The organism is Nocardia aurantiaca (assembly GCF_009708175.1).
In the GTDB taxonomy this organism is placed as follows: Bacteria; Actinomycetota; Actinomycetes; order Mycobacteriales; family Mycobacteriaceae; genus Nocardia; species Nocardia aurantiaca.
On sequence record NZ_WMBB01000006.1, the window covers coordinates 253752 to 273185 of the forward strand.

At 69.9% G+C, this 19434-nt stretch carries 17 protein-coding genes; 5 read left to right on the forward strand and 12 right to left on the reverse strand.

The features are described from left to right. Positions 1-61: 61 nt before the first annotated feature. The 11 genes from ftsW to GLP40_RS14725 all read right to left on the reverse strand — a co-directional run bounded on the left by ftsW (position 62) and on the right by GLP40_RS14725 (position 13405). Complete coding sequence (gene ftsW, locus GLP40_RS14675; protein WP_154788437.1) at positions 62-1561, reverse strand: putative lipid II flippase FtsW; 1500 nt, start codon at positions 1559-1561, stop codon at positions 62-64. Beyond that, positions 1558-3000 carry a UDP-N-acetylmuramoyl-L-alanine--D-glutamate ligase gene (gene murD / locus GLP40_RS14680; RefSeq protein ID WP_154788644.1) on the reverse strand — a complete coding sequence of 481 codons (1443 nt, stop codon included), beginning with the start codon at positions 2998-3000 and terminating at the stop codon, positions 1558-1560. The genes ftsW and murD overlap by 4 nt, the downstream gene beginning before the upstream one ends. Positions 3001-3049: 49 nt before the next feature. Continuing rightward, positions 3050-4126 (reverse strand): phospho-N-acetylmuramoyl-pentapeptide-transferase, encoded by a 1077-nt coding sequence (mraY, locus tag GLP40_RS14685; RefSeq protein ID WP_154788438.1) that lies wholly within the window; start codon positions 4124-4126, stop codon positions 3050-3052. Beyond that, positions 4123-5682: a UDP-N-acetylmuramoyl-tripeptide--D-alanyl-D-alanine ligase gene (locus GLP40_RS14690; RefSeq protein ID WP_154788439.1), complete on the reverse strand. Its 1560-nt coding sequence runs from the start codon at positions 5680-5682 to the stop codon at positions 4123-4125. Before GLP40_RS14690 ends, mraY begins: the two co-directional genes overlap by 4 nt. After that, complete coding sequence (locus GLP40_RS14695) at positions 5679-7271, reverse strand: UDP-N-acetylmuramoyl-L-alanyl-D-glutamate--2,6-diaminopimelate ligase (RefSeq protein ID WP_328290168.1); 1593 nt, start codon at positions 7269-7271, stop codon at positions 5679-5681. The genes GLP40_RS14690 and GLP40_RS14695 overlap by 4 nt, the downstream gene beginning before the upstream one ends. Positions 7272-7623: 352 nt before the next feature. Beyond that, positions 7624-9579 carry a peptidoglycan D,D-transpeptidase FtsI family protein gene (locus GLP40_RS14700; protein ID WP_154788440.1) on the reverse strand — a complete coding sequence of 652 codons (1956 nt, stop codon included), beginning with the start codon at positions 9577-9579 and terminating at the stop codon, positions 7624-7626. Positions 9580-9613: 34 nt separating this feature from the next. Continuing rightward, the gene (locus tag GLP40_RS14705; RefSeq protein WP_196054667.1) at positions 9614-10306 is read right to left on the reverse strand and encodes an FtsB/FtsL family cell division protein; all 693 of its coding nucleotides are present in this window, start codon (positions 10304-10306) and stop codon (positions 9614-9616) included. A gap of 55 nt (positions 10307-10361) precedes the next feature. Beyond that, complete coding sequence (gene rsmH / locus GLP40_RS14710) at positions 10362-11375, reverse strand: 16S rRNA (cytosine(1402)-N(4))-methyltransferase RsmH (protein ID WP_154788441.1); 1014 nt, start codon at positions 11373-11375, stop codon at positions 10362-10364. A gap of 150 nt (positions 11376-11525) precedes the next feature. Beyond that, positions 11526-11957 (reverse strand): division/cell wall cluster transcriptional repressor MraZ, encoded by a 432-nt coding sequence (gene mraZ / locus GLP40_RS14715; protein WP_154788442.1) that lies wholly within the window; start codon positions 11955-11957, stop codon positions 11526-11528. 456 nt (positions 11958-12413) lie between these two features. After that, positions 12414-12839 carry a DUF3040 domain-containing protein gene (locus GLP40_RS14720; protein ID WP_328290169.1) on the reverse strand — a complete coding sequence of 142 codons (426 nt, stop codon included), beginning with the start codon at positions 12837-12839 and terminating at the stop codon, positions 12414-12416. Positions 12840-12964: 125 nt separating this feature from the next. After that, the gene (locus tag GLP40_RS14725) at positions 12965-13405 is read right to left on the reverse strand and encodes an SAV_6107 family HEPN domain-containing protein (RefSeq protein ID WP_154788444.1); all 441 of its coding nucleotides are present in this window, start codon (positions 13403-13405) and stop codon (positions 12965-12967) included. A gap of 209 nt (positions 13406-13614) precedes the next feature. On the opposite strand from GLP40_RS14725, the gene GLP40_RS14730 reads away from it, so the two are divergent. The 5 genes from GLP40_RS14730 to GLP40_RS14750 are packed head-to-tail and all read left to right on the forward strand — an operon-like array spanning position 13615 to position 18600. Further along, positions 13615-14226, forward strand: a complete 612-nt coding sequence (locus GLP40_RS14730; protein ID WP_154788445.1) for a GNAT family N-acetyltransferase — start codon at positions 13615-13617, stop codon at positions 14224-14226. After that, on the forward strand, positions 14223-15836 hold the full coding sequence (locus tag GLP40_RS14735) for a phytoene desaturase family protein (RefSeq protein ID WP_328290170.1): 1614 nt from the start codon (positions 14223-14225) through the stop codon (positions 15834-15836). Before GLP40_RS14730 ends, GLP40_RS14735 begins: the two co-directional genes overlap by 4 nt. After that, entirely contained in the window at positions 15833-16654 is an 822-nt protein-coding gene (locus GLP40_RS14740; protein ID WP_154788446.1) for a carotenoid biosynthesis protein, read from the forward strand. Before GLP40_RS14735 ends, GLP40_RS14740 begins: the two co-directional genes overlap by 4 nt. 51 nt (positions 16655-16705) lie before the next feature. Continuing rightward, positions 16706-17446 (forward strand): LppM family (lipo)protein, encoded by a 741-nt coding sequence (locus tag GLP40_RS14745; protein WP_196054686.1) that lies wholly within the window; start codon positions 16706-16708, stop codon positions 17444-17446. Next, the gene (locus tag GLP40_RS14750; protein ID WP_154788448.1) at positions 17443-18600 is read left to right on the forward strand and encodes a glycosyltransferase; all 1158 of its coding nucleotides are present in this window, start codon (positions 17443-17445) and stop codon (positions 18598-18600) included. The genes GLP40_RS14745 and GLP40_RS14750 overlap by 4 nt, the downstream gene beginning before the upstream one ends. 5 nt (positions 18601-18605) lie before the next feature. Here the strand turns inward: GLP40_RS14750 and GLP40_RS14755 are convergent, their stop codons facing one another. Continuing rightward, the gene (locus GLP40_RS14755; protein ID WP_154788449.1) at positions 18606-19418 is read right to left on the reverse strand and encodes a hypothetical protein; all 813 of its coding nucleotides are present in this window, start codon (positions 19416-19418) and stop codon (positions 18606-18608) included. Positions 19419-19434: the final 16 nt, after the last annotated feature.

The following is a 19434-nucleotide window of genomic DNA, read 5'->3' on the forward strand; positions in this document are numbered from 1 at the left end:
TGGTCGGGTAGATCGGTGTGAGCTTCCGCGGTACCCACATCACTGTCCGGCCGCTCCACTGTCACCTCGAATTACCCCGTTCCCTGGCGTGTTTCATCGGATAGTTGGGCTCCCAGGCCCGGGTGCTGCGCCACGACTCCGTGGAGCGGCTGGTGCGCCGGGCCGAATCCGAATCTATCGACCGTCGTGACGACGGCTCCGACCCACCCCGGCCCCGACCCGAGGGTAGCGCCCGCCGCTGCGGACCGGACTTCACCTTGGCGTTCGTCTTGGCCTTGGCCTTGGCCCGGGCGCGGGAGGCCTGGGCCCGCGCGGGCGAATACAGTTCGGGTTTCGGCAGGCGCAGCATGCGGCTGACCCGGCCGTCCTGCCCGGCGTGCAGGGCCGCCACCGCCTCCGGCTCATGCCGGGCGGCATTGGCGATGATGCCGAACATGAACAGGGTGATGGCCAGCGATGAGCCACCGGCCGACACCAGCGGCAGCTGCAGACCGGTCACCGGCAGCAAACCCACCACGTAGCCGACATTGATCAGCGCCTGTCCGGTGATCCAGGTGGTCGCCGACGCGGTCAGCAGGCGGATGAACGGATCCACCGACCGCGACGCGATGCGCAGGCCCGCGTAGACGAACAGCGCGAAAAGCCCCAGCACCAGCGCACATCCGAGGAACCCGAGCTCCTCACCGATGATGGCGAAGATGAAGTCGTTGTGCGCGTTGGGCAGATAGCTCCACTTGGCGCGGGACTGGCCCAGCCCCCGGCCCCAGATACCGCCGTCGGCAAGCGAATACATGGCCTGCCGCGCCTGATACCCGATGCCCTGCGGATCGTCGCCCGGATTGAAGAAGGCGCGCATGCGGTCGGAGCGGTATCCGGCCGACAGCGCCAGAATCGACGCCGCCACGGTGCCCGACACCGCGATGGTGACGAACATGCGCAGCGGCAGCCCGCCGAACCACAGCAGCGATACCAGCACGATGCCCAGCGCGATGGTGGTGGACAGATTGGGCTCGAGCACCACCAGCAGACAGACCAGCAGGCCGGCCGGCACCAGCGGCATGAGAATGTCCTTGTACCCGGCGTTTTCGCTCTGCCGGGACGCCAGCAGATGCGCACCCCACACCACCAGCGTGACTTTCGCGATCTCCGAGGGCTGCACCGAGACCACCCCGAGGTCGAACCAGCGCTGCGAGCCCTGTACCCGGGTGCCGACACCCGGGATCAGCACCAGCACCAGCAGCACCACCGACAGCGCGAACACCGGGAACGACAGCTGCCGCATCACCCGCATCGGGACGCGCAGCGCGACATAGAACAGCACCGCGCCCAGAGCGGCCAGCATCGCCTGCTGGATGAACAGCGAATAGGCCGAACCGCCACCGGCATAGGACTCCACGCTGGAGGCGGAGAGCACCATGACCAGGCCGAGCACGGTGAGCAGTACCGCGATGGCCACCACCAGGTGGAACGACGCCAGCGGGCGGGCCAGCCATGCCCCGAACCATCCGGTTCGCAAGCGCTGGGATTCGGTCCCGGCCCGCCGCGGCGTCGCCGTCGTCATTCGGTTCTCCCGATGTCCTTCTCGTCCAGGGCCTGCACGGCGACCGCGAAGCTGCGGCCGCGGTGCGTGTAGTCGGCGAACATGTCCAGGGATGCCGCGGCCGGGGCCAGCAGCACGGTGTCGCCGCGGTGGGCGAAGCCGGCCGCCACGCGGACCGCACGCGCCATCACCGCTTCGGGTTCGATCTCGGTGAAGGCGTCACCCATTCGAGCATCGTCCCCCGAATTCAGCTCCACCACCGGGACATCGGGGGCGTGTCGCGCCAGTGCGGCCGCGATCACCGCGGCATCCTGGCCGAAGAGCACAGCTGCCACGAGGTGCTCGCGGCACTCCTCGATGAGATCCTCGACGCTGGCGCCCTTGAGCTGACCGCCGGCCACCCAGATCACGGCGGGGTGGGCCAGGATCGAGGAGCGGGCGGCGTGCGGGTTGGTGGCCTTGGAGTCGTCGACGAACTGCACGCCGGACAGCTCCCGCACGAAGGCCGCCCGGTGCGGGCCGACCTTGTGCTCCTGCAGGCCCTCCTTCACGAACTGCGGCGCCACGTCGATGGATCGGGTGAGGGCGGCGGCAGCCAGGGCGTCGGCCACCCCGGCCGGGCCCTGCGGGCTGATGTCGCCGACCTCGGCCAGGATGGCGGCCTTGGTGAAGGCGCGGTCGAGCAGCTTGCCGTCCACCACGCCCAGCTCGCCGTCGGCGGGGACGCCGATGCGGAAGCCGACGGTGCGGCGCGCCTTGGACTTTCGCGCCAGCGCGGAGGCGACCGCGTCATCCAGGCCGACCACGCCGACCCGGCCGGTCAGCGCGCGCGCCTTGGCGGCGGCGTAGGCGTCCAGGCCGCCGTGCCAATCCAGGTGATCCTCGGCCACATTCAGCACCACCCCGGCCTCGGGGCGCACCGACGGGGCCCAGTGCAGCTGGAAGGACGACAGTTCCACCGCCAGGATCTGCGGGCCCGGATTGCGCCGCAGCGCGTCCAGGATCGGCAGGCCGATATTGCCGCAGGCCACCGAGGGAATCCCGGCGGCGCGCAGGATGGAGTGCGTCATCTGAGTGGTGGTGGTCTTGCCGTTGGTGCCGGTCACCACCAGCCACTTGCGGACCGGCCCGTAGATGCGGGCCTGATCCACCCACCAGGCGAATTCGACATCGCCCCACACCGGGATGCCCTCGGTGACGGCGGAGACCAGTACCGGGGAGTCCGGCCGCCAGCCCGGGCTGGTGATCACCAGTGCGAAGCGTTGCAGCGCATCGGGTTTCAGCAGGTCGTCGCAGGTGGCGGTGCCCAAGCCCAGTTCGGCGGCCTCGGCCAGCGCCTTCTCGCCGCCGTCGGTGACCACCGGGCGCGCGCCGATGTCCTGCAGCGGCTCGATCAACGAGCGTCCGGAGACGCCCCAACCGGCCACCAGCACGTCACGACCACGCAGGAATTCGAGCATGGGTCCCGGCGAGCGCAGGACCCTCGGAGAATGTTCGGACATTGCTCACTCACCCTGCCGCAGAAAGGTATTCACTGTAGAACAGGCCCAGACCGATCGCCGAGGCCATGCCGGCCAGCAACCAGAACCGGATGATCACCGAGGTCTCGGCCCACCCGCTCAGCTCGAAATGGTGATGGAACGGCGCCATCTTGAACAGGCGGTTGCGCGTGGCGCGGAAGACCGCCACCTGCAGCACCACCGACGCGGCCTCGGCCACGAACAGCGCGCCCATCACGACCATCAGCAGCTCGGTGCGGGTGGTGATGGACAGGCCCGCGAGCAGACCGCCCAGCATCAACGAGCCGGTGTCGCCCATGAAGATCTTGGCGGGCGCGGCATTCCACCACAGGAACCCGATACAGGCCGCGCCGCCCGCGGCGCACACCAGGGCTAGGTCGAGCGGGTCCCGGACCTGGTAGCAGCCCGCGACCGCGTGCGCGGAGCAGGAATTGCGCCACTGCCAGAAGGTGATGATCATGTACGCGCCCAGCACCAGGCTCATCGAACCGGCCGCGAGGCCGTCGAGGCCATCGGTCAGGTTCACCGCGTTGGACCAGGCCACCACCAGCAGGCAGACGAATGCCAGGAAGACCACCACGCTCATCGACAGGGTGTTGATGTCGCGTGTGTAGGACAGGCGCTTGTCGCCGGGGGTCAGGCCGTGAATGTTCTTGAACTGCAAGGCCAGCACGCCGAAGACGACGGCAGCGGTGAGCTGGCCGATGTATTTGCCGGCCGCGGTCAGGCCCAGGTTGCGCTGCTTGCGCAGTTTGATCAGGTCATCGGTGAAGCCGACGAAGCCCAGCGCCGTGGCCAGGCCCATGACCAGCAGACCCGAGGCCGACGGGCCCGGCTCACCGTAGGTCATGGAGATCAGGTGCGAGCCGAGGTAGCCCGCCCACATGCCGATGATGATCGCGACGCCGCCCATGGTGGGGGTGCCGCGCTTGGCCTTGTGGCTCTCCGGGCCGTCGACCCGGATCTCCTGTCCGAAGCCCTGTTTGGCGAAGTACCGGATCACCACGGGGGTCAGCAGGATGGAGACGGCCAGCGCGATGGCGGCCGACAACAGGATCTGGGTCATCGAGCGGCCTCCTGCTCAGCACCCATGTGGCCGACAGCGGGGCCCTCCATGGCTACGCTCGGCTGACTCGTCGGGGCCTGGCCGCTGTCGGCCGCACCGATCAGGTGTTCGGCGACCGTCCACAGCCCCGCGGAGTTCGAACCCTTCACCAGCACCACCGCGCCGGGCTCGAGTTCCTCGTCGAGCAGCGCGATGGCGGCGTCGATATCCGGCACGTGGACGGCCTCCTCACCCCAGGAGCCCTCCTGCACCGCACCCTGGAACAGGGCGCGCACGGGACGGCCCTGGCCGACCACGACCAGGCGGTCCACGTCCAGCCGTACCACCAGGCGGCCGATCCGGTCGTGTTCGAGGACGGATTCCTCGCCCAGTTCGCCCATTTCGCCGAGCACCGCCCAGCTCGGGCGCGGCTCGGTCCCGGCCTTGGACATGGTGACCAGCGCCTTGAGGGCGGCTCGCACCGAATCCGGATTGGCGTTGTAGGAGTCATTGACGACGGTGACGCCGTCGGCGCGGGTGCGCACGTCCATGCGGCGCTCCGAGACGGCGGCCGCGCCGGACAGCGCACGGGCGACGGTCGCGAGGTCCGCACCCTGATCCAGGGCGACGGCGGCGGCGGCGAGAGCGTTGCCGACCTGGTGCTCGCCGTGCACGGCCAGCTGGACCTCGATGGATTCACCGTTGGCGTGCAGAGTGAATCGCGCGCGCGCCCGATCGTCGAGGACCACGTCGGAGGCGCGAACATCGGCATCGGCGGCGTGGCCGACGGTCACCACGCGGGCAGCGGTCCGGTTTGCCATCGCGGCGACCAGGTGGTCGTCGGCATTGAGCACGGCCAGCCCGGAGGCGGGAAGGGTCTCGACGAGTTCGCCTTTGGTCTGCGCGATGACCTCGCGGCTGCCGAACTCGCCCAGGTGCGCGGTGCCGACATTGAGCACGACGCCGACGCTCGGCGGGGCGATCTCGGTGAGCGCCTTGATGTGTCCCGGGCCGCGGGCGGACAACTCGAGCACCAGGAAGCGGGTCTCGGCGTCGGCGCGCAGGGCCGTCCACGGGTGGCCGAGCTCGTTGTTGAACGAACCGGGCGGGGCCACAACGGGTCCCAGCGGGGCGAGCACCGCCGCGAGCAGATCCTTGGTAGAGGTCTTGCCCGAGGAGCCGGTCACGCCGACCACGGTCAGATTGCCGGCCTGCACCAGGCGGTCCACGCTGACGCGGGCCAGGGCGGCCAGCGCGTCCAGCACGGCCGCGCCCGAGCCGTCGGTGTCATGGGCCAGCGCGATGGCGCGCGTGTTCCCGGGGCGGGGCGCCACCACGATGGCGGGCACCCCGACGGGCCGGGCGGCCAGCACCGCGACCGCGCCCCCCGCGACGGCCTGCGCCGCGAAGTCGTGGCCGTCGGCGCGCTCACCCGGCAGCGCCAGGAACAGGTCACCGGAACCGATTCGGCGCGAATCGAATTCGGCCGAACCGGTGACCTTCGCCTCGGGATCGGGGGCGTCGTGCAGCGTGCCGCCGACGACCTCCGCGATTTCCCGCAAAGTCATTTCGATCATGAATGCGTCAGGTCCCTCGTCTTTTCCGACAGGGCGGCCGCGAGTACCTCGCGATCGTCGAACGGGTGCTTCACGCCTGCAATCTCCTGCCCTGTCTCATGTCCCTTGCCCGCGACCAGCACCACGTCGCCGGGCTGCGCCCAGTCGACGGCGATCCGGATCGCGGCTGCCCGGTCCCCAACCTCCCGGACCTCACCGCGTTCCGCGCCCGGAACCGCCTGGGCTCCCGCGAGCACCGCGGCGCGAATGGCCGCCGGGTCCTCGCTGCGCGGATTGTCGTCGGTAATGATGGCCAGGTCGCTGCCGCGCGCCGCCGCCGCACCCATCAAGGGCCGCTTGCCGGCATCGCGATCACCGCCCGCGCCCACCACCACGGCCAGACGCCCCTCCCCAAGCCCGGGGAGGAGGCGGCGCTCGGCCAACCACGTGCGCAGAGTCGCCACGACCGATTCGATCGCGGCGGGCTTGTGCGCGTAATCCACCACGGCCAGAAACTCCTGCCCCCGATCCACCCGCTGCATGCGGCCCGGCACATCGACCGCGCCGAGCGCCGCAGCGGCGGTCTGCGCCTCGACACCGGCCGCCGCGCACACCGCGACGGCCAGGATTCCATTGGCGATGTTGTACGCGCCCGGAAGCCGCAGCCGCACATCCACATTGACGCCCGGACCCGAAGCGGTGAACTCCTGGGTGCCGCCCGGTCCGGCGATGGCCGGCCCGGCGGTCCAGTCCGCGGGCACGCCCGCGCGGGTCGCCACGGTGCGCAAACGCCCGGCGGCATCACCGGATTCGGCTGCGAGACAGTCGGACACGTCGCCCGCCAGGCGCTGCCCCCACTCGTCGTCGACACAGATCACCGCCGTGCGCGCGGCCACCGAGGGACGCGGCGCGGCGGCCGAATCCGGGCCGTCCGGAACGAACAGGCGGCGCTTGGCGGCGAAGTAGTCCTCGAACCCGGCGTGGAAGTCGAGGTGGTCCTGGGACAGATTGGTGAACGCGCCGACCGCGAAGCGCACCCCGTCCACCCGGCCCAGCGCCAGCGCATGGCTCGAGACCTCCATGACCACGGCGTCCACGCCCCGCTCCACCATGAGCGCGAACATGGCGTGCAACTGCGGGGCTTCGGGGGTGGTCAGCGCCGACGGCACCCGGACGCCGCCGATGCGGGTCTCGATGGTGCCGATGAGGGCGGTGCGCAGCCCGGCCGCGGCCAGCCCGGCCTCCACCAGATACGACGTGGTGGTCTTGCCGGACGTGCCGGTGATACCGACGATGCGGAGTTTGCGAGACGGATCACCGTAAAGGGCCGAGGACAACTCGCCGAGGACCGCGCGCGGCGAATCGTGCACGAGCACGGGAACGGCGATCTCGCCGATCAGCTCCGCGCCCGCCGGATCGGTGAGGATCGCGACCGCGCCGCGCTCGACCGCGCCCCGGGCGAAACGCGCGCCGTGCGCGCGGTCGCCGGCCAGACCGGCGAACAGATCGCCCGGCAACACCGCGTTCGAGCGCTGTTCTATGCCGGTGAGCTGGATGTCCTCGAAACCTGCCGCGGACCCCGCGGGCCGCGCGCCCGTCAGCTCCGCCACCGTGCGCAGAGTGGTCGCCGGCGGTGCGGCGGGCCGAAGCAGCTGCGGCTCGGCCGAATCACCGCTGCACGGGACTGCCGAATCACCGGCGCGCGGCCGTGCCGAATAACTACTGCGCGGGACTGCCGAATCACCGCTGCGCGGCTGTGCCGAATCACCGCTGCGCGGTACCGACTGCGCGGGCACGAAGCTCCTCTCCGGATGGCTGTCATGGCAGAAATTCGTCCGGATGACCGGATCGACGTGTCAGGTTACCCGTGTTCGATCGTCGCGCGATCGGCACGGCACAGTTCGGTCCCCCACCGGTGTGCGCACCGGCGGCGGTGGGCGTCACTACCATTCGTTCCCCGCGCTAACTCGCCTGCAGAATCAGCTGTTTGGCGGGCGGCGATGGCGGAACGCGGTCCCGCTGCAGCAGCCATGACGCGATGCTGTGGAACAGCGGCGCGGCCGAACCACCGCCGCTGCCATCGGAGCTGCGCATCGGGGCATCCAGCATCATGCCGATCACATACCGGGGATTGTCGGCGGGGGCCATGCCCGCGAAGGTGATCCAATAGCGGTCGCTGGAGTAGCAATGGCACTTGGGATCGATCTGTTGGGCGGTGCCGGTCTTGCCCGCGATCTGATAGCCCTCGATCGACGCCGGGCCGCCGGTGCCGGACTGGATGCCGCGCGGATCCTTCTGCACCACGGCCTGGAACATCTGGCGCAGCGTCTGCGCCGTCTGCGGGCTCACCACCTTGACGCCGTCCGGCTGCTCCTCCTCGGTGCGGGCGCCGTCCGGAGCGACCTTGGCCTTCACGATGCGCGGCGGAATCCGCACGCCATCATTGGCGATGGCCTGGTACATGCTGGTCATCTGCAGGGTGGTCATCGAAAGGCCCTGGCCGATCGGCAGGTTGGCGAAGGTGGAGCCCGACCACTGGTCGCGGGCGGGCACCACGCCGCCGCTCTCACCGGGCAGGCCGACACCGGTGCGCTGACCCAGGCCGAACTTCTTGAGCATGTCGAAATAGCGGTCCTCGCCGACGCGCTGCGCCAGCATGAGGGTGCCCACATTGGAGGACTTACCGAAGATGCCGGTGGTGGTGTACGGGGCGACGCCGTGCTCCCAGGCGTCGTGCACCGTGACACCGCCCATGAAGATGCTGCCCGGAACCTGGTGCACCTCATCGGGAGTGGTGAGGCCGTACTCGATGGCAGCGGCCGCGGTGATGATCTTGTTCACCGAGCCCGGCTCGAATACCTCCTGCACCGACGGGTTACCCAGGTCGGTCGTGGACCAGTACCGCGGTCCCATGGCTGGATTGAAGGTGTTGTCATTGGCCATGGCCAGCACCTGGCCGGTGTGCACGTCCAGCACCACCGCCGAGGCCGCGCCCGCGCCGGAGAGATCCTTGGCCTGCTGCACCTGCTGCTGCACGTAGTACTGCAGATCCGAGTCCAGGGTGAGCTCGACGCCGTAGCCGTTCACCGCGGGCTGGCGGTCACGCCACGAACCCGGGATCACCGCGCCGTCGGAGCCGCGGTCATAGGTCATCGAACCGTCCGAACCGGCCAGCAGCGCGTCCATCGAGGACTCCAGGCCGATCTGGCCGTGCCCATCCCAGCCGGTCGCGCCGATCACATTGGCGGCCAACGATCCACCCGGATATTCACGCATGTCCTGGCGTTCGAGCCCGATCTCCGGGAACTGCAGATTGATATCGGCCGCGACGCGCGGATCCACATTGCGCACCAGGTACACGAACGGCTCGTCGCTCTTCAGATTGGCGAGAATGTCCTTCTCGGGCGCGTCTTTGCCGAGCTTCTGGTGAATGTATTTGGCGATGGCCGCCAGCCGGTCGTCCGGATCCGGCGCGGTCTTCGGATTCATCTCGTGTTCGTCCGCGAGATCCTTGCGCACCCGCACCGGTTGAAAGGTCAGGGCCTTGGCCGCGATCGTGAATGCCAGCGACTTCCCGTAGCGATCCGTGATCGGTCCCCGGGTCGCGGGATCGGCCAGTTTCACTGTGCGCTGGCTGGCCGCCTCCGCAGACAGCGTCGGCGCGGAAATGCTCTGCACCCACAGCAATTGGATGGCCGCCACGGCGAGCGCCACCAGCATGACCAGCCGGCCCACCGCGAACCGGAACCGCGTGCTCGAATCCAGCCCCGGAGCGGGCCGCGGCCGGGACTGGCGACCCGGCCCCGAGCCGGCGCGGCCGGAACCCGACCGCCCCCGGCCGGAGGCGACACGCCCCCGACCGGAATCGGACCGGCCCCGGCCGGAATCGCGCCCGCGCCCCGCGCGGGCAGGGCTCATCGACCAGCCCCGTTCGCTCGCCGCGCGATCACCGTCATCGGGGCGCTCCGTTCGCCTGGACCTGCGGGTTCTGCGGAGTCGGAAGCGGCGCCACAGGAACAGGATTCGCCGCGGTCGCGGGCGGCGGGGCGGCGTTCGGTGTGGTAGACGGCGCGGGTGTCGTCGTCACCGGGACCACCCGCTCGCCCTGTGCCTGCTGCAGTTTCGGCGGCTGGGCCGCCGGCGGGGTGGTGTTGAGCGGCGGCGCGGGCGTGCCCTGGGCGGGCTGCGGATCGCCGACCACGACGACCTGGCCGTCCGGCCCGATCACCAGGCGGGCCGGGTCCTTGGCCGGGATCATGCCGAGTTCGGCTGCGCGCTTGGCCAATTCGGGCGCCGAGTCGGCGGAGGCGACCTCGCGCTGCAGCGCGTCACGCTCATCGGACAGCTTCTGATTGGCGCGGCGCTGATCGCCGAGCTGATAGCTGTCCTCGGTGGCGCGGGTGGTGAGCAACAACGTCAAGGCCAGGCCGCAGCCCAGCAACGCGATGATGGTGGCCACGAAGGACATGCGGCCGCGCGGAATCGGATCGCTGCGCCGCCCCCGGCGCATGCCGGGCAACTCGGTCCGGCCGCCCTCACGATTGCGGCGGCGGGCGTAGGCACGTTGCGCCGCACCCGATTTCACGCGTTCGGCGGCCTGCACCCGGCGAGCCCCCCGGCCCGTCGCCTGTGTCCGGGTAGTCATCGGGCGGCCCCGATCCAGCGGGTGGCCGCCCGGCACTTCCGAATACCCCGGAACCTCACGGTTGCTCCTCCCCTGCGATCCGTTCCGCCGCCCGCATGCGCACCGGGGCGGCCCGCGGATTGTCCTCGATCTCCTGCTGGGTCGCTTTCTCCGCGCCGCGGGTCAGAATCCTGAATTCCGGCCCCATACCCGGCAATTCGACCGGCAGGTCCAGCGGTGTGCGCGAGGCCGATCGCTTGGCGAACTCCGCCTTCACCACCCGGTCCTCCAGGGACTGGTAGCTCATGACCACGATGCGGCCGCCCGGGACCAGCGCATCCAGCGCGGCGGGCAGCGCCGCCTCCAGGGACTCCAGCTCCCGGTTCACCTCGACGCGCAGCGCCTGGAAGGTGCGCTTGGCCGGATGCCCGCCCGTGCGTCGCGCCGCGGCCGGGATGGTGTCATACAGCAGCTCCACCAGCTGGGCGCTGGTGGTGAACGGGGTGCGCTGGCGGCGCCGCACGATCTCGGCGGCGATCTTGCCCGCGAACCGTTCCTCGCCATAGGTTTTCAGGACCCGGGCCAGCTCGCCGTGGCTGTAGGTATTGAGCACGTCGGCGGCGGTCGGGCCGGTGCTGGTGTCCATCCGCATGTCCAGAGGCGCGTCGATGGAGTAGGCGAAGCCGCGTTCGGCCTCGTCCAGCTGCATGGAGGACACACCCAGGTCCATCAGAATCGCGCTGACCGAAGCCTTGTCGGGTAGCCCCGCCCGCTCGAGCGCGTACGCGATGCCGTCATACCTGGTGTGCACCAGAGTGATCCGGTCCCGGAACGGCGCCAGCCGCTCACTGGCCAACTGCAGCGCGGCGGTGTCGCGGTCCAGCCCGACCAGGCGGATATTCGGGTACGTCCGCAGGAAGTGCTCGGCATGACCGCCGAGACCCAGCGTGCAGTCCAGGTAGACCGCGCCCTCGGAATGCAGTGCGGGACCGAGAATTTCGTCGGCGCGATGGAGGAGTACCGGAACATGGCGGGGGACGTCACTGCTTCGGTGCACCTCGACCTCCCGGAATTCCTGCCTCACGTTCATTCGCACGGCCGTACGGCTCGCAAGCGAAAAGGACCTTCGAAGTTGGGCGAATGCCCCGTGGTCTCTGACCGAAGCACCGCACCTGGCGTTGGGGAAGTACGTCAGGGTCGGTGTCGGGCAGAGGCCGCAGGGCACTCGCCTCGCTGCGGGCTAGAAGATCCCGCCCAGCGACTCGTCTCTGGCCTGCGAGTAATCCTCCTCATGCTCGGCGAGGTAGGAATCCCACGCCATCTTGTCCCATATCTCGAGGAAGTCGACCGAACCGATCACCACGCAATCCTTCGTGAGGTTGGCGTAGCGGCGATGCTCGGCCGACAGCATGATCCGGCCCTGCGTGTCCGGACGCTGTTCATCGCTGGAAGCCGCCAAGGCCCGGACGAATGCGCGGGCCTGCGGGTTCGATCGGGATGCCGCCGCGGCTCTCCGCGCGAGCGCGGTGAACTCGTCCTTGGGATACACGGCAAGGCTGTGGTCCTGTCCCTTCGTGACCATCAACCCTCCCGCCAGCTCGTCCCGGAACTTCGCAGGCAACGTCAGTCGCCCTTTGTCGTCCAACCGAGGGGTGTAGGTACCGAGAAACAAACCTCGACACCTCCTACCGGATCACCCTCTCGACTGTTCGGCCTCCTGTAGTGCGCGCTCCACATTACCCCACTTTCCCCCACTTTCAATCGAAAGCGTCGGTGATCTCGGTCCCCGCTTGGCGAACTTCGCAGGTCACACCAGCTATCACAGGGGTGGGGAAGATTTTGCGCAGTTCCCCCGACACGCGCGACGCGCGTCGGCGGGCATCCGACAACCGCCAGCAAACCCGCAGATAGCGTGCATTTCCGACATGAGTGGAGCGCGCTGGAGAGCTCCCGTGGGGAGGCGTGGGGAATCGTGGACAGCCTTCGACACGCCGAACCGGCATCAACCAGAAACGCCGTGACGCCACACCCTAAATCGGTGTGGCGTCATGGCGTGTCGTGAGATATTCAGTTAGTCGATCATCGTCTGCCGCCGCGCGCGCCGACTCGCGGCGGCACGGCAGCCCGGTCAACTGTCCTGTTCGAACCTCTTGCGGAACCGGTCCTCCATCCGCGCGGAAAACCCGCCCTGCTTGCGTGGCTTCCCCCGGCCGACGCCGGGAGCGCCACCCGTGCTGGGATGCGCGTCGGAGCCACGACCGCTCGGCGAGCTCATCCGAGGGCCACCGATCAGCAACAGCACACCCGCGCCGAACATGACGATGAATCCGACCAGACTGATGATCGGGAAGCCGCCCGGCTTGAACGGTGCGGCGATACCTGCCACCAATAGGAACAGACCGAGGACGAACAAGGCGGCCGCCTGAAGTCTGCGTCGACCGGTGGCAGAACGTAACCGTCCGCCCCGAACAGTCGAGGCGAACTTAGGATCCTCAGCATAGAGCGCGCTCTCGATCTGTTCGAGCATGCGCTGCTCGTGCTCGGAGAGTGGCACGGTACCTCCCCCGGCACTAGGTGGTGGCTGTCGTCTCCGGGTAGACGACGGATAGCCGACCTTGGCGGCTGTCTGCCACCAATAATACGAGTTCGATCAGACCGCGACCACCTACTCGCCGATACTCACGCCAGCATTCCGGTCACCCACCCTGAGCTGGGCCGCAGCCGGGCCGCCGCGGCCATCAGGTCCTCCACGTCATGCAGGAATGCGCCTACCCGCGAAGCGAACTCGTCCGCGCGGCGATCGTCGATGGGCCGCGGCAACCCGGCCTCCAGGGCCGCACGCGTCTCGGACTGGCCGGTGAAATAGTCGGCCCACATGACGAATTCCGGTGCCGCGCGCTGCATCAGGACCCAGGCGTTACGAGAACGCGCACGAGGCGCGCGGTCCGCCCCGGTGAGCGCCAGCACGGCGCCCGCGCCGCGCAGGGCGGCGAGGTAGGCGGTGCGGAAGCGCTCCGCCGGATCGGTTTCCCCCCGAGCCTCCCGCAACAGACCGTCCGCCTTGCGCAGAAGGTCGCCGGCGCGGCCGGGGTGGCCCGGTCGTTCAGTTTTCCCGCTCATTTCGGGTACCTCCCCACTCGCACACCCGATTCGTCTTCCCAAGGACTTCCGGTCCCGATCGGGCATTTCGCCCGCCAGTAAGATCGAACAGGTATTCGAAGGTTTCTCGTGGGTTTGAATATAGACAGACCCACCGACAAGTTGACGCCCACGCAGTGGCGCTACTGTCGACCTCATCCGTCCGCGCCAACGAGAGTTGCGTCCAGCCGATGACCGCAGTGACCCCCAAATCGACACCCGCACCGGTCGTGGTCGACCTGTCGGCCGCGACCCTGCGGCACCGACTCCATGACGCCCTCGCGGTCTATGTGGCGGCCATGGATTACCCGCGCGGTACCGAACATCAGCGGGCGCCGATGTGGACCGAGCACACCACCCGGCCCGGATGGCAGGCGGTGGCGGCGGTGCTGCCCGACGACGACGGACGACTCGACCTTCGGACCGCGCCCATCGTGGCCATCGCCTACGGGTACCACGGCGCGCCGCATCAGTGGTGGCATCAGCAGGTGTACAGCGGTATGCGGCGCACCGGCTGGCCCGAACACGCCGCGCGGCAACTGCTTTCGGACTACTTCGAGCTGACCGAGCTGCATGTGCATCCGGCCGCGCAGGGACGCGGGCTCGGCGAGATCCTGCTGACCCGACTGCTCCAGAACCGGCCCGAGCGGACCGTGCTGCTGTCCACCCCCGAGGTGGATCAGGAAGCGAACCGGGCCTGGCGGCTGTATCGGCGGCAGGGATTCGGGGATGTGGTGCGGCACTTCATCTTCTCCGGGGACACCCGGCGGTTCGCGGTGCTCGGGCGGCGGCTGCCCCTGTGAGTAGGAGCGACGTCGGATCCCGGACCATCGTCATCATCGGTTCCGGGCACAATGCGCTGGTCGCGGCCTGCTATCTGGCGCGGGCCGGACATCGGGTCGAGGTGCTCGAGCGCGACACCGTGCTGGGCGGGGCGGTGTCCACGGTCGAGCGGTTCCCCGGGCATCTGGTCGATCGGGGATCCTCGGCGCACATCATGATCCGGCACACCGGGATCATCGAGGAGCTCGAGCTGGCGCGGTTCGGGCTGCGATACATCGACTGCGACCCATGGGCTTTCGCGCCCGCGCCGCCCGGAAGCGGGATGTCGCCGATCGTGTTCCACCGGGATCTGGATCGGACCTGCGCGTCCATCGCGGCGGCCTGCGGGGAGCGCGACGCCGAGGCGTATCGGCGATTCGTGACCGTGTGGGGTCCGCGCAGCGCCCGGGTGATGCGAGCGTTCTCGGGGAGACCGACGGGCGGGAATCTGCTGAAATCGTTCTGGGGCATGGATCCCCGCGAGGCCGCCGGGGCGACCGGTCGGGCCGACGGCGGGGCACTGTCCCGGGAGATGACGCAGACCGGAGACGCGCTGCTGGACAGTCTTTTCGACAGTGAACGGCTGAAGGCGGCGCTGGCCTGGTTCGGCGCGCAGTCCGGGCCGCCCATGTCCGAACCCGGGTCCGCGCCCATGGTGGGGTTCGCGGCGCTCATGCACACGCTGCCGCCCGGGCGGGCGGTCGGCGGCAGCGGCGCGCTGACCTCGGCGCTGGTGGCGCGACTGCAAGCGGACGGCGGAATCGTGAGCGCCGGGGACGCGGTCACCTCGATCGTCCGGGCCGGGGACGCCTGGCAGGTGCGCACCGCGGACGGGCGAAACGTGCGCGCGGACATCGTGATCGCGGGCACCCATATCCTCACCACGCTGAACCTGTTGGAACAGGGTGGATTCGACGCCGGGGTCATCTCCGACTGGCGACGTCGCATTCGTGTGGGGCCGGGCATCGGCATGGTCGTGCGCGCCGCGCTCAGCGGCCTGCCCCGCTACCCGGGTGCGGAAACCGCCGAATCCGCCCGCGGCCTGCAACTTCTCGTCACCGATCGCCGCGAGCTGCGCCGCGCCCACGGCGCCGCGCTGGCCGGGGATCTGCCGCCGCGCCCGGTCGTGCTGGCCATGAGCTTCAGCGCACTAGATCCGAACATCGCGCCCGCGGGCGAGCATCAGGTCACGCTGTGGTCGCAATGGCATCCCTATGACCTGGCCGACGGCGCCTCCTGGTCGGAGTACGGCGACCGTGAGGCCGACCGCATCATCGCCGAAGTCGACGCCCACGCGCCGGGATTCGCCGACACGGTGACGCAGCGCTTCGTCCAGACTCCGGTCGATCTGGAACAGGAGATGGGTCTGCTCGGCGGCAATGTCATGCACGTCGAGATGTCCATCGACCAGATGTTCATGTGGCGGCCGCTGCCCGAGCTGGCGGGCCAGCGGGTGCCGGGCGCGCCGGGGCTGTATCTCACGGGCGCGTCGACGCATCCGGGCGGTGGCGTCTCCGGCGCGAGCGGGCGCAGTGTGGCCCGGCTGATCGAACGCGATCTGCGTCCTCGCCGCCTGTTTCGCCGGCGATGACAGGATCTGACCTGCGCGAGCTCGCCGCAGCGCGTGCCGCGGTCGTCACGGCTGTACCGGCGGTGTCGCTCGTGCTGGTGCAGATCGCGTATCCGCTGATGCACGAGGTCGCGCGAGATCGGGTGACCATAGCGGTCGTATTGCTCTCGGCGGGTTCGGCTCTGGCGCACGCCGGAGCGACGCGTGGCGTGCGGTGGGCTGCGGGTTTGCTGGTGATTGTGTCGGGGATCGGGCTCGGCAGCGAGGTCCTGGGGACGGCGGCCGGGTTTCCGTTCGGCGGCTACGGCTACGCGGGTGGGCGGCTGGGGCCCGAGCTGCTCGGGGTGCCGCTGGTGGTGCCGCTGGCTTGGACCGGCGGGCTGTATCCGGTGTGGATCGTCGCCGGGATGCTGGGTGATGGTGCGGCCGCGCGGATTTCGCTGACCGCCCTCGGGGCGGTCGGATGGGATCTGTTCCTGGATCCGCAGATGGTCGCGGACGGGCAGTGGACGTGGCGCTGCGCGGTTGCGGGACTGCCTGGGCTGGGGCACATTCCGGTCACCAACTACGTCGGCTGGTTCGCGGTGGCATCGGTGATGGCCGGGTTGCTGGAGTGGTGGGATCGGACTGCTCCGGACAGCGGCGCGGCGCGGGTGGTTCCGGTGGCGGTGTTCTTGTGGACCTGGCTGGGGTCGACGCTGGCGCACGCGATGTTCCTGGGGCTGCCGGTGTCGGCCGTTTACGGGTTCTGCGGACTCGGAATGCTGGGGATTCCGCTGGTTCGGGGGCTGAGCGCCCGTCGAATCACCCTGCGGCCCGGGACGCATGGCACGATGTGAGCCGTGCAGCCGAGTCCGAACATGTCGACAGCAGAGGAAACGCTCGAATCCATGGCACCGTCGAATCCGAGCGCACCGGTAGCACGGCGATCACGCCGGTGGGTGCGGATGCTGGCCGTGGTCCTGTTCGCGGGACTGGCCGTCATGCTGACCGGATGCCTGCGGGTGCAGGTGTCGATGGGTGTGTCCTCCAATGACCGGGTATCGGGCCGCATTGTCGCGGCGGCCGTGCCGCAGAACGACAAGGACAAGGGCCCGCAGCTGAAGGCGCCCGACGGATTACAGGGCAAGGTGCGGGTGGATTCCTACTCGCAGGACGGATACGTCGGCAGCCAGGTGTACTTCGACGACCTCACCTTCGGCGAGGTGCAGCAGCTGGGCGGCATGTCCGACCAGACCTCGGGCATGTTCAACCTGGTCTTCAGCCGCACCGGCGACCTGGTCACCCTGACCGGCCGGGTCGATCTGAAGAGCCTGCCGCCCCAGGGTTCCGACGTGCAGCTGACCGTGGCCTTCCCGGCTCACGTCGCCACCACCAACGGCAACCGCGAGGGCGACTCCGTGGTGACCTGGAAGCTCCCGCCCGGCGATGTCAGCACGCTGCGCGCCGAAGTCGGCTACGCGGACCCGAACACGCGCTCGTTCGCCGGCTGGGCGGGCATCGTCGGCGGCATCACCCTGGCGGTGGCGGCCGTGGTCGCGGTCCTCGCCTTCATGACCCGCAACCCCGATCCGCCGGCCTACGTGCGCGCGGCCCGGTGGCTGCGGCCCGATCGCGCCAAGACTCGATGACCCTCGCCGCCAGGGCGGTGACGGCCGGTAGCGCCGTCGCCGCCCTGGGCGCGGCCATCGCCCTCACGAATCGCCTTACCGTCCGCCGCCTGCGGCCCGGCGGGCATCCCGTCTCCGAAGCGGTCACCGTCTGTATCCCGGCCCGCGACGAGGCCGACCGCCTCCCCTCCCTCATCGCGGATCTCCGTGCCCAGCAGGGCGTTCCGCGATTGCGGGTCCTGATCCTCGACGACGCCTCCACCGACGGCACCGCTGCCGCCGCCCGCGCCGTCATCGGCACCGACGACCGCTTCCACCTGTCCCGCAACGACATCGATCCCGCACCCGGCTGGACCGGCAAATCCGCGGCCTGTGCCCGCCTGGCCGACCTCGCGACCGAGTCGACCGCCGGGGACGGGGTACTCGTCTTCCTCGACGCCGACATCCGCCTCTCCCCCGGCGCCCTCGCCGCGGCCGTGCACGAATTGCGCTCCACGCGAGCCGCCCTCGTCTGCCCCTGGCCCCGCCAGCTGGCCGATTCACCCGCGGAGCGCCTGATCCAGCCCCTGCTGTGCTGGTCCTGGGCCTCCACCCTCCCGGTCGCCGTCGCGAACCGCACCCTCCGCCCCTCGATGGCCGTGGCCTGCGGCCAATTCCTCGTCTTCGACGCCGCCGCCTACCGCGCGATCGGCGGCCACACCGCGGTGGCGACCAGCCTCACCGAGGACCTCGCCATCGCCCGCGAGTTGCGCCGCAACGGCCACCCCACCATGCTCGTCGCCGCGGGTCCTCACGCCGAAACCCGCATGTACCGCACCACCTTTGCCCTCACCGAGGGCTATACCCGCTGGCTCTGGTCCGCCTACGGCGGCCCCACCGGCAGCCTCGCCATCGCTTCCCTTGCGGCCCTGGCCTTCTGGCTTCCACCCCTCGCCGCGCTCCTCGGCCACGGACGCGTCCGGCGGACCGGATTGCTGGGTTACAGCGCCGCGGCAGCCGCACGTCTGCTGGCCCGCTCCATCGAAAACGGCGGACCGATCGAATCCGCGGACATCGTCGCGGCCCTGGCTCATCCGGCCTCCGTGGCCGCCTATCTCGGGCTCTCCGCCCGGTCGCATCGAGCGCGCCGGGCGGGCAGCCTGCGCTGGAAGGACCGCGCACTCGGCGACCGTTGAGCCGGTCAGGGGACAGGGGTCACGCCGATCGTCGGGAGGAAGAAGCAGGTGGTGGCGCCGTTGCGGACGGTGCCGAACATGGCGGCGAGGACGGTGCCGGAACCGGTGGTGACCGGTACGGCGCGGACGCCGCCGGTGGGGAGGGCGGCGGTGAAGTAGTCGCGGACTGCCTGCTCGACCATGGGGCGCAGCTCGGCCGGGACCTGGGACGGGATCATGGCGTTGAGAACCTCGCTCAGCGGGCCCATGGGGACCAGGCCTCCGAGGCCGGTGCTGAGGTTGAACCAGGCGACCTGCATGCCGGAGGTGTCGGCGCCGTCGGCCGCGATGCCATAGGGGACGAAGGCGAACATGGTCTGGCCCGCCTTGACGGCCGAAAGATCCAGGCCGGGAACGGAAGCCACGTATGTGGGCCAGGGGCCGGGGATCGCGCCCGCCACGGCGGGAGCCAGGCCGAGGGTGGTGCCGCCGAGGCAGAAGGGGGCGGCGGTCGGGTACAGGAAGGGCTGGATGCCCAGCGCCCGCAGCCCGTTGATGGCCTGGTCGTAGGCGGACAGCCAGTCGGACGGGCCGGCGGTATCGGACCGAGAGACGGTGTCGCCCACGGCATTGATCGCGGCCAGCGCGGCGGCGGCCTGCTCGGTCAGCGGCGCGGCGGCAGTTCCGGACGGTCTCGCGGAGGGATCGGTCAGGACGCCGACGGGATCGGCGGGTGCCGCCCCGGCCGGGCCCGTGAGGGTTGCCGAACCGGCGGCGGTGAGGACAGCGCAGGCGCCTACCGCGCCTGCGACGCGGACGAGGCGGTGGAACACGGACATGATTGGCTCCCCTCGA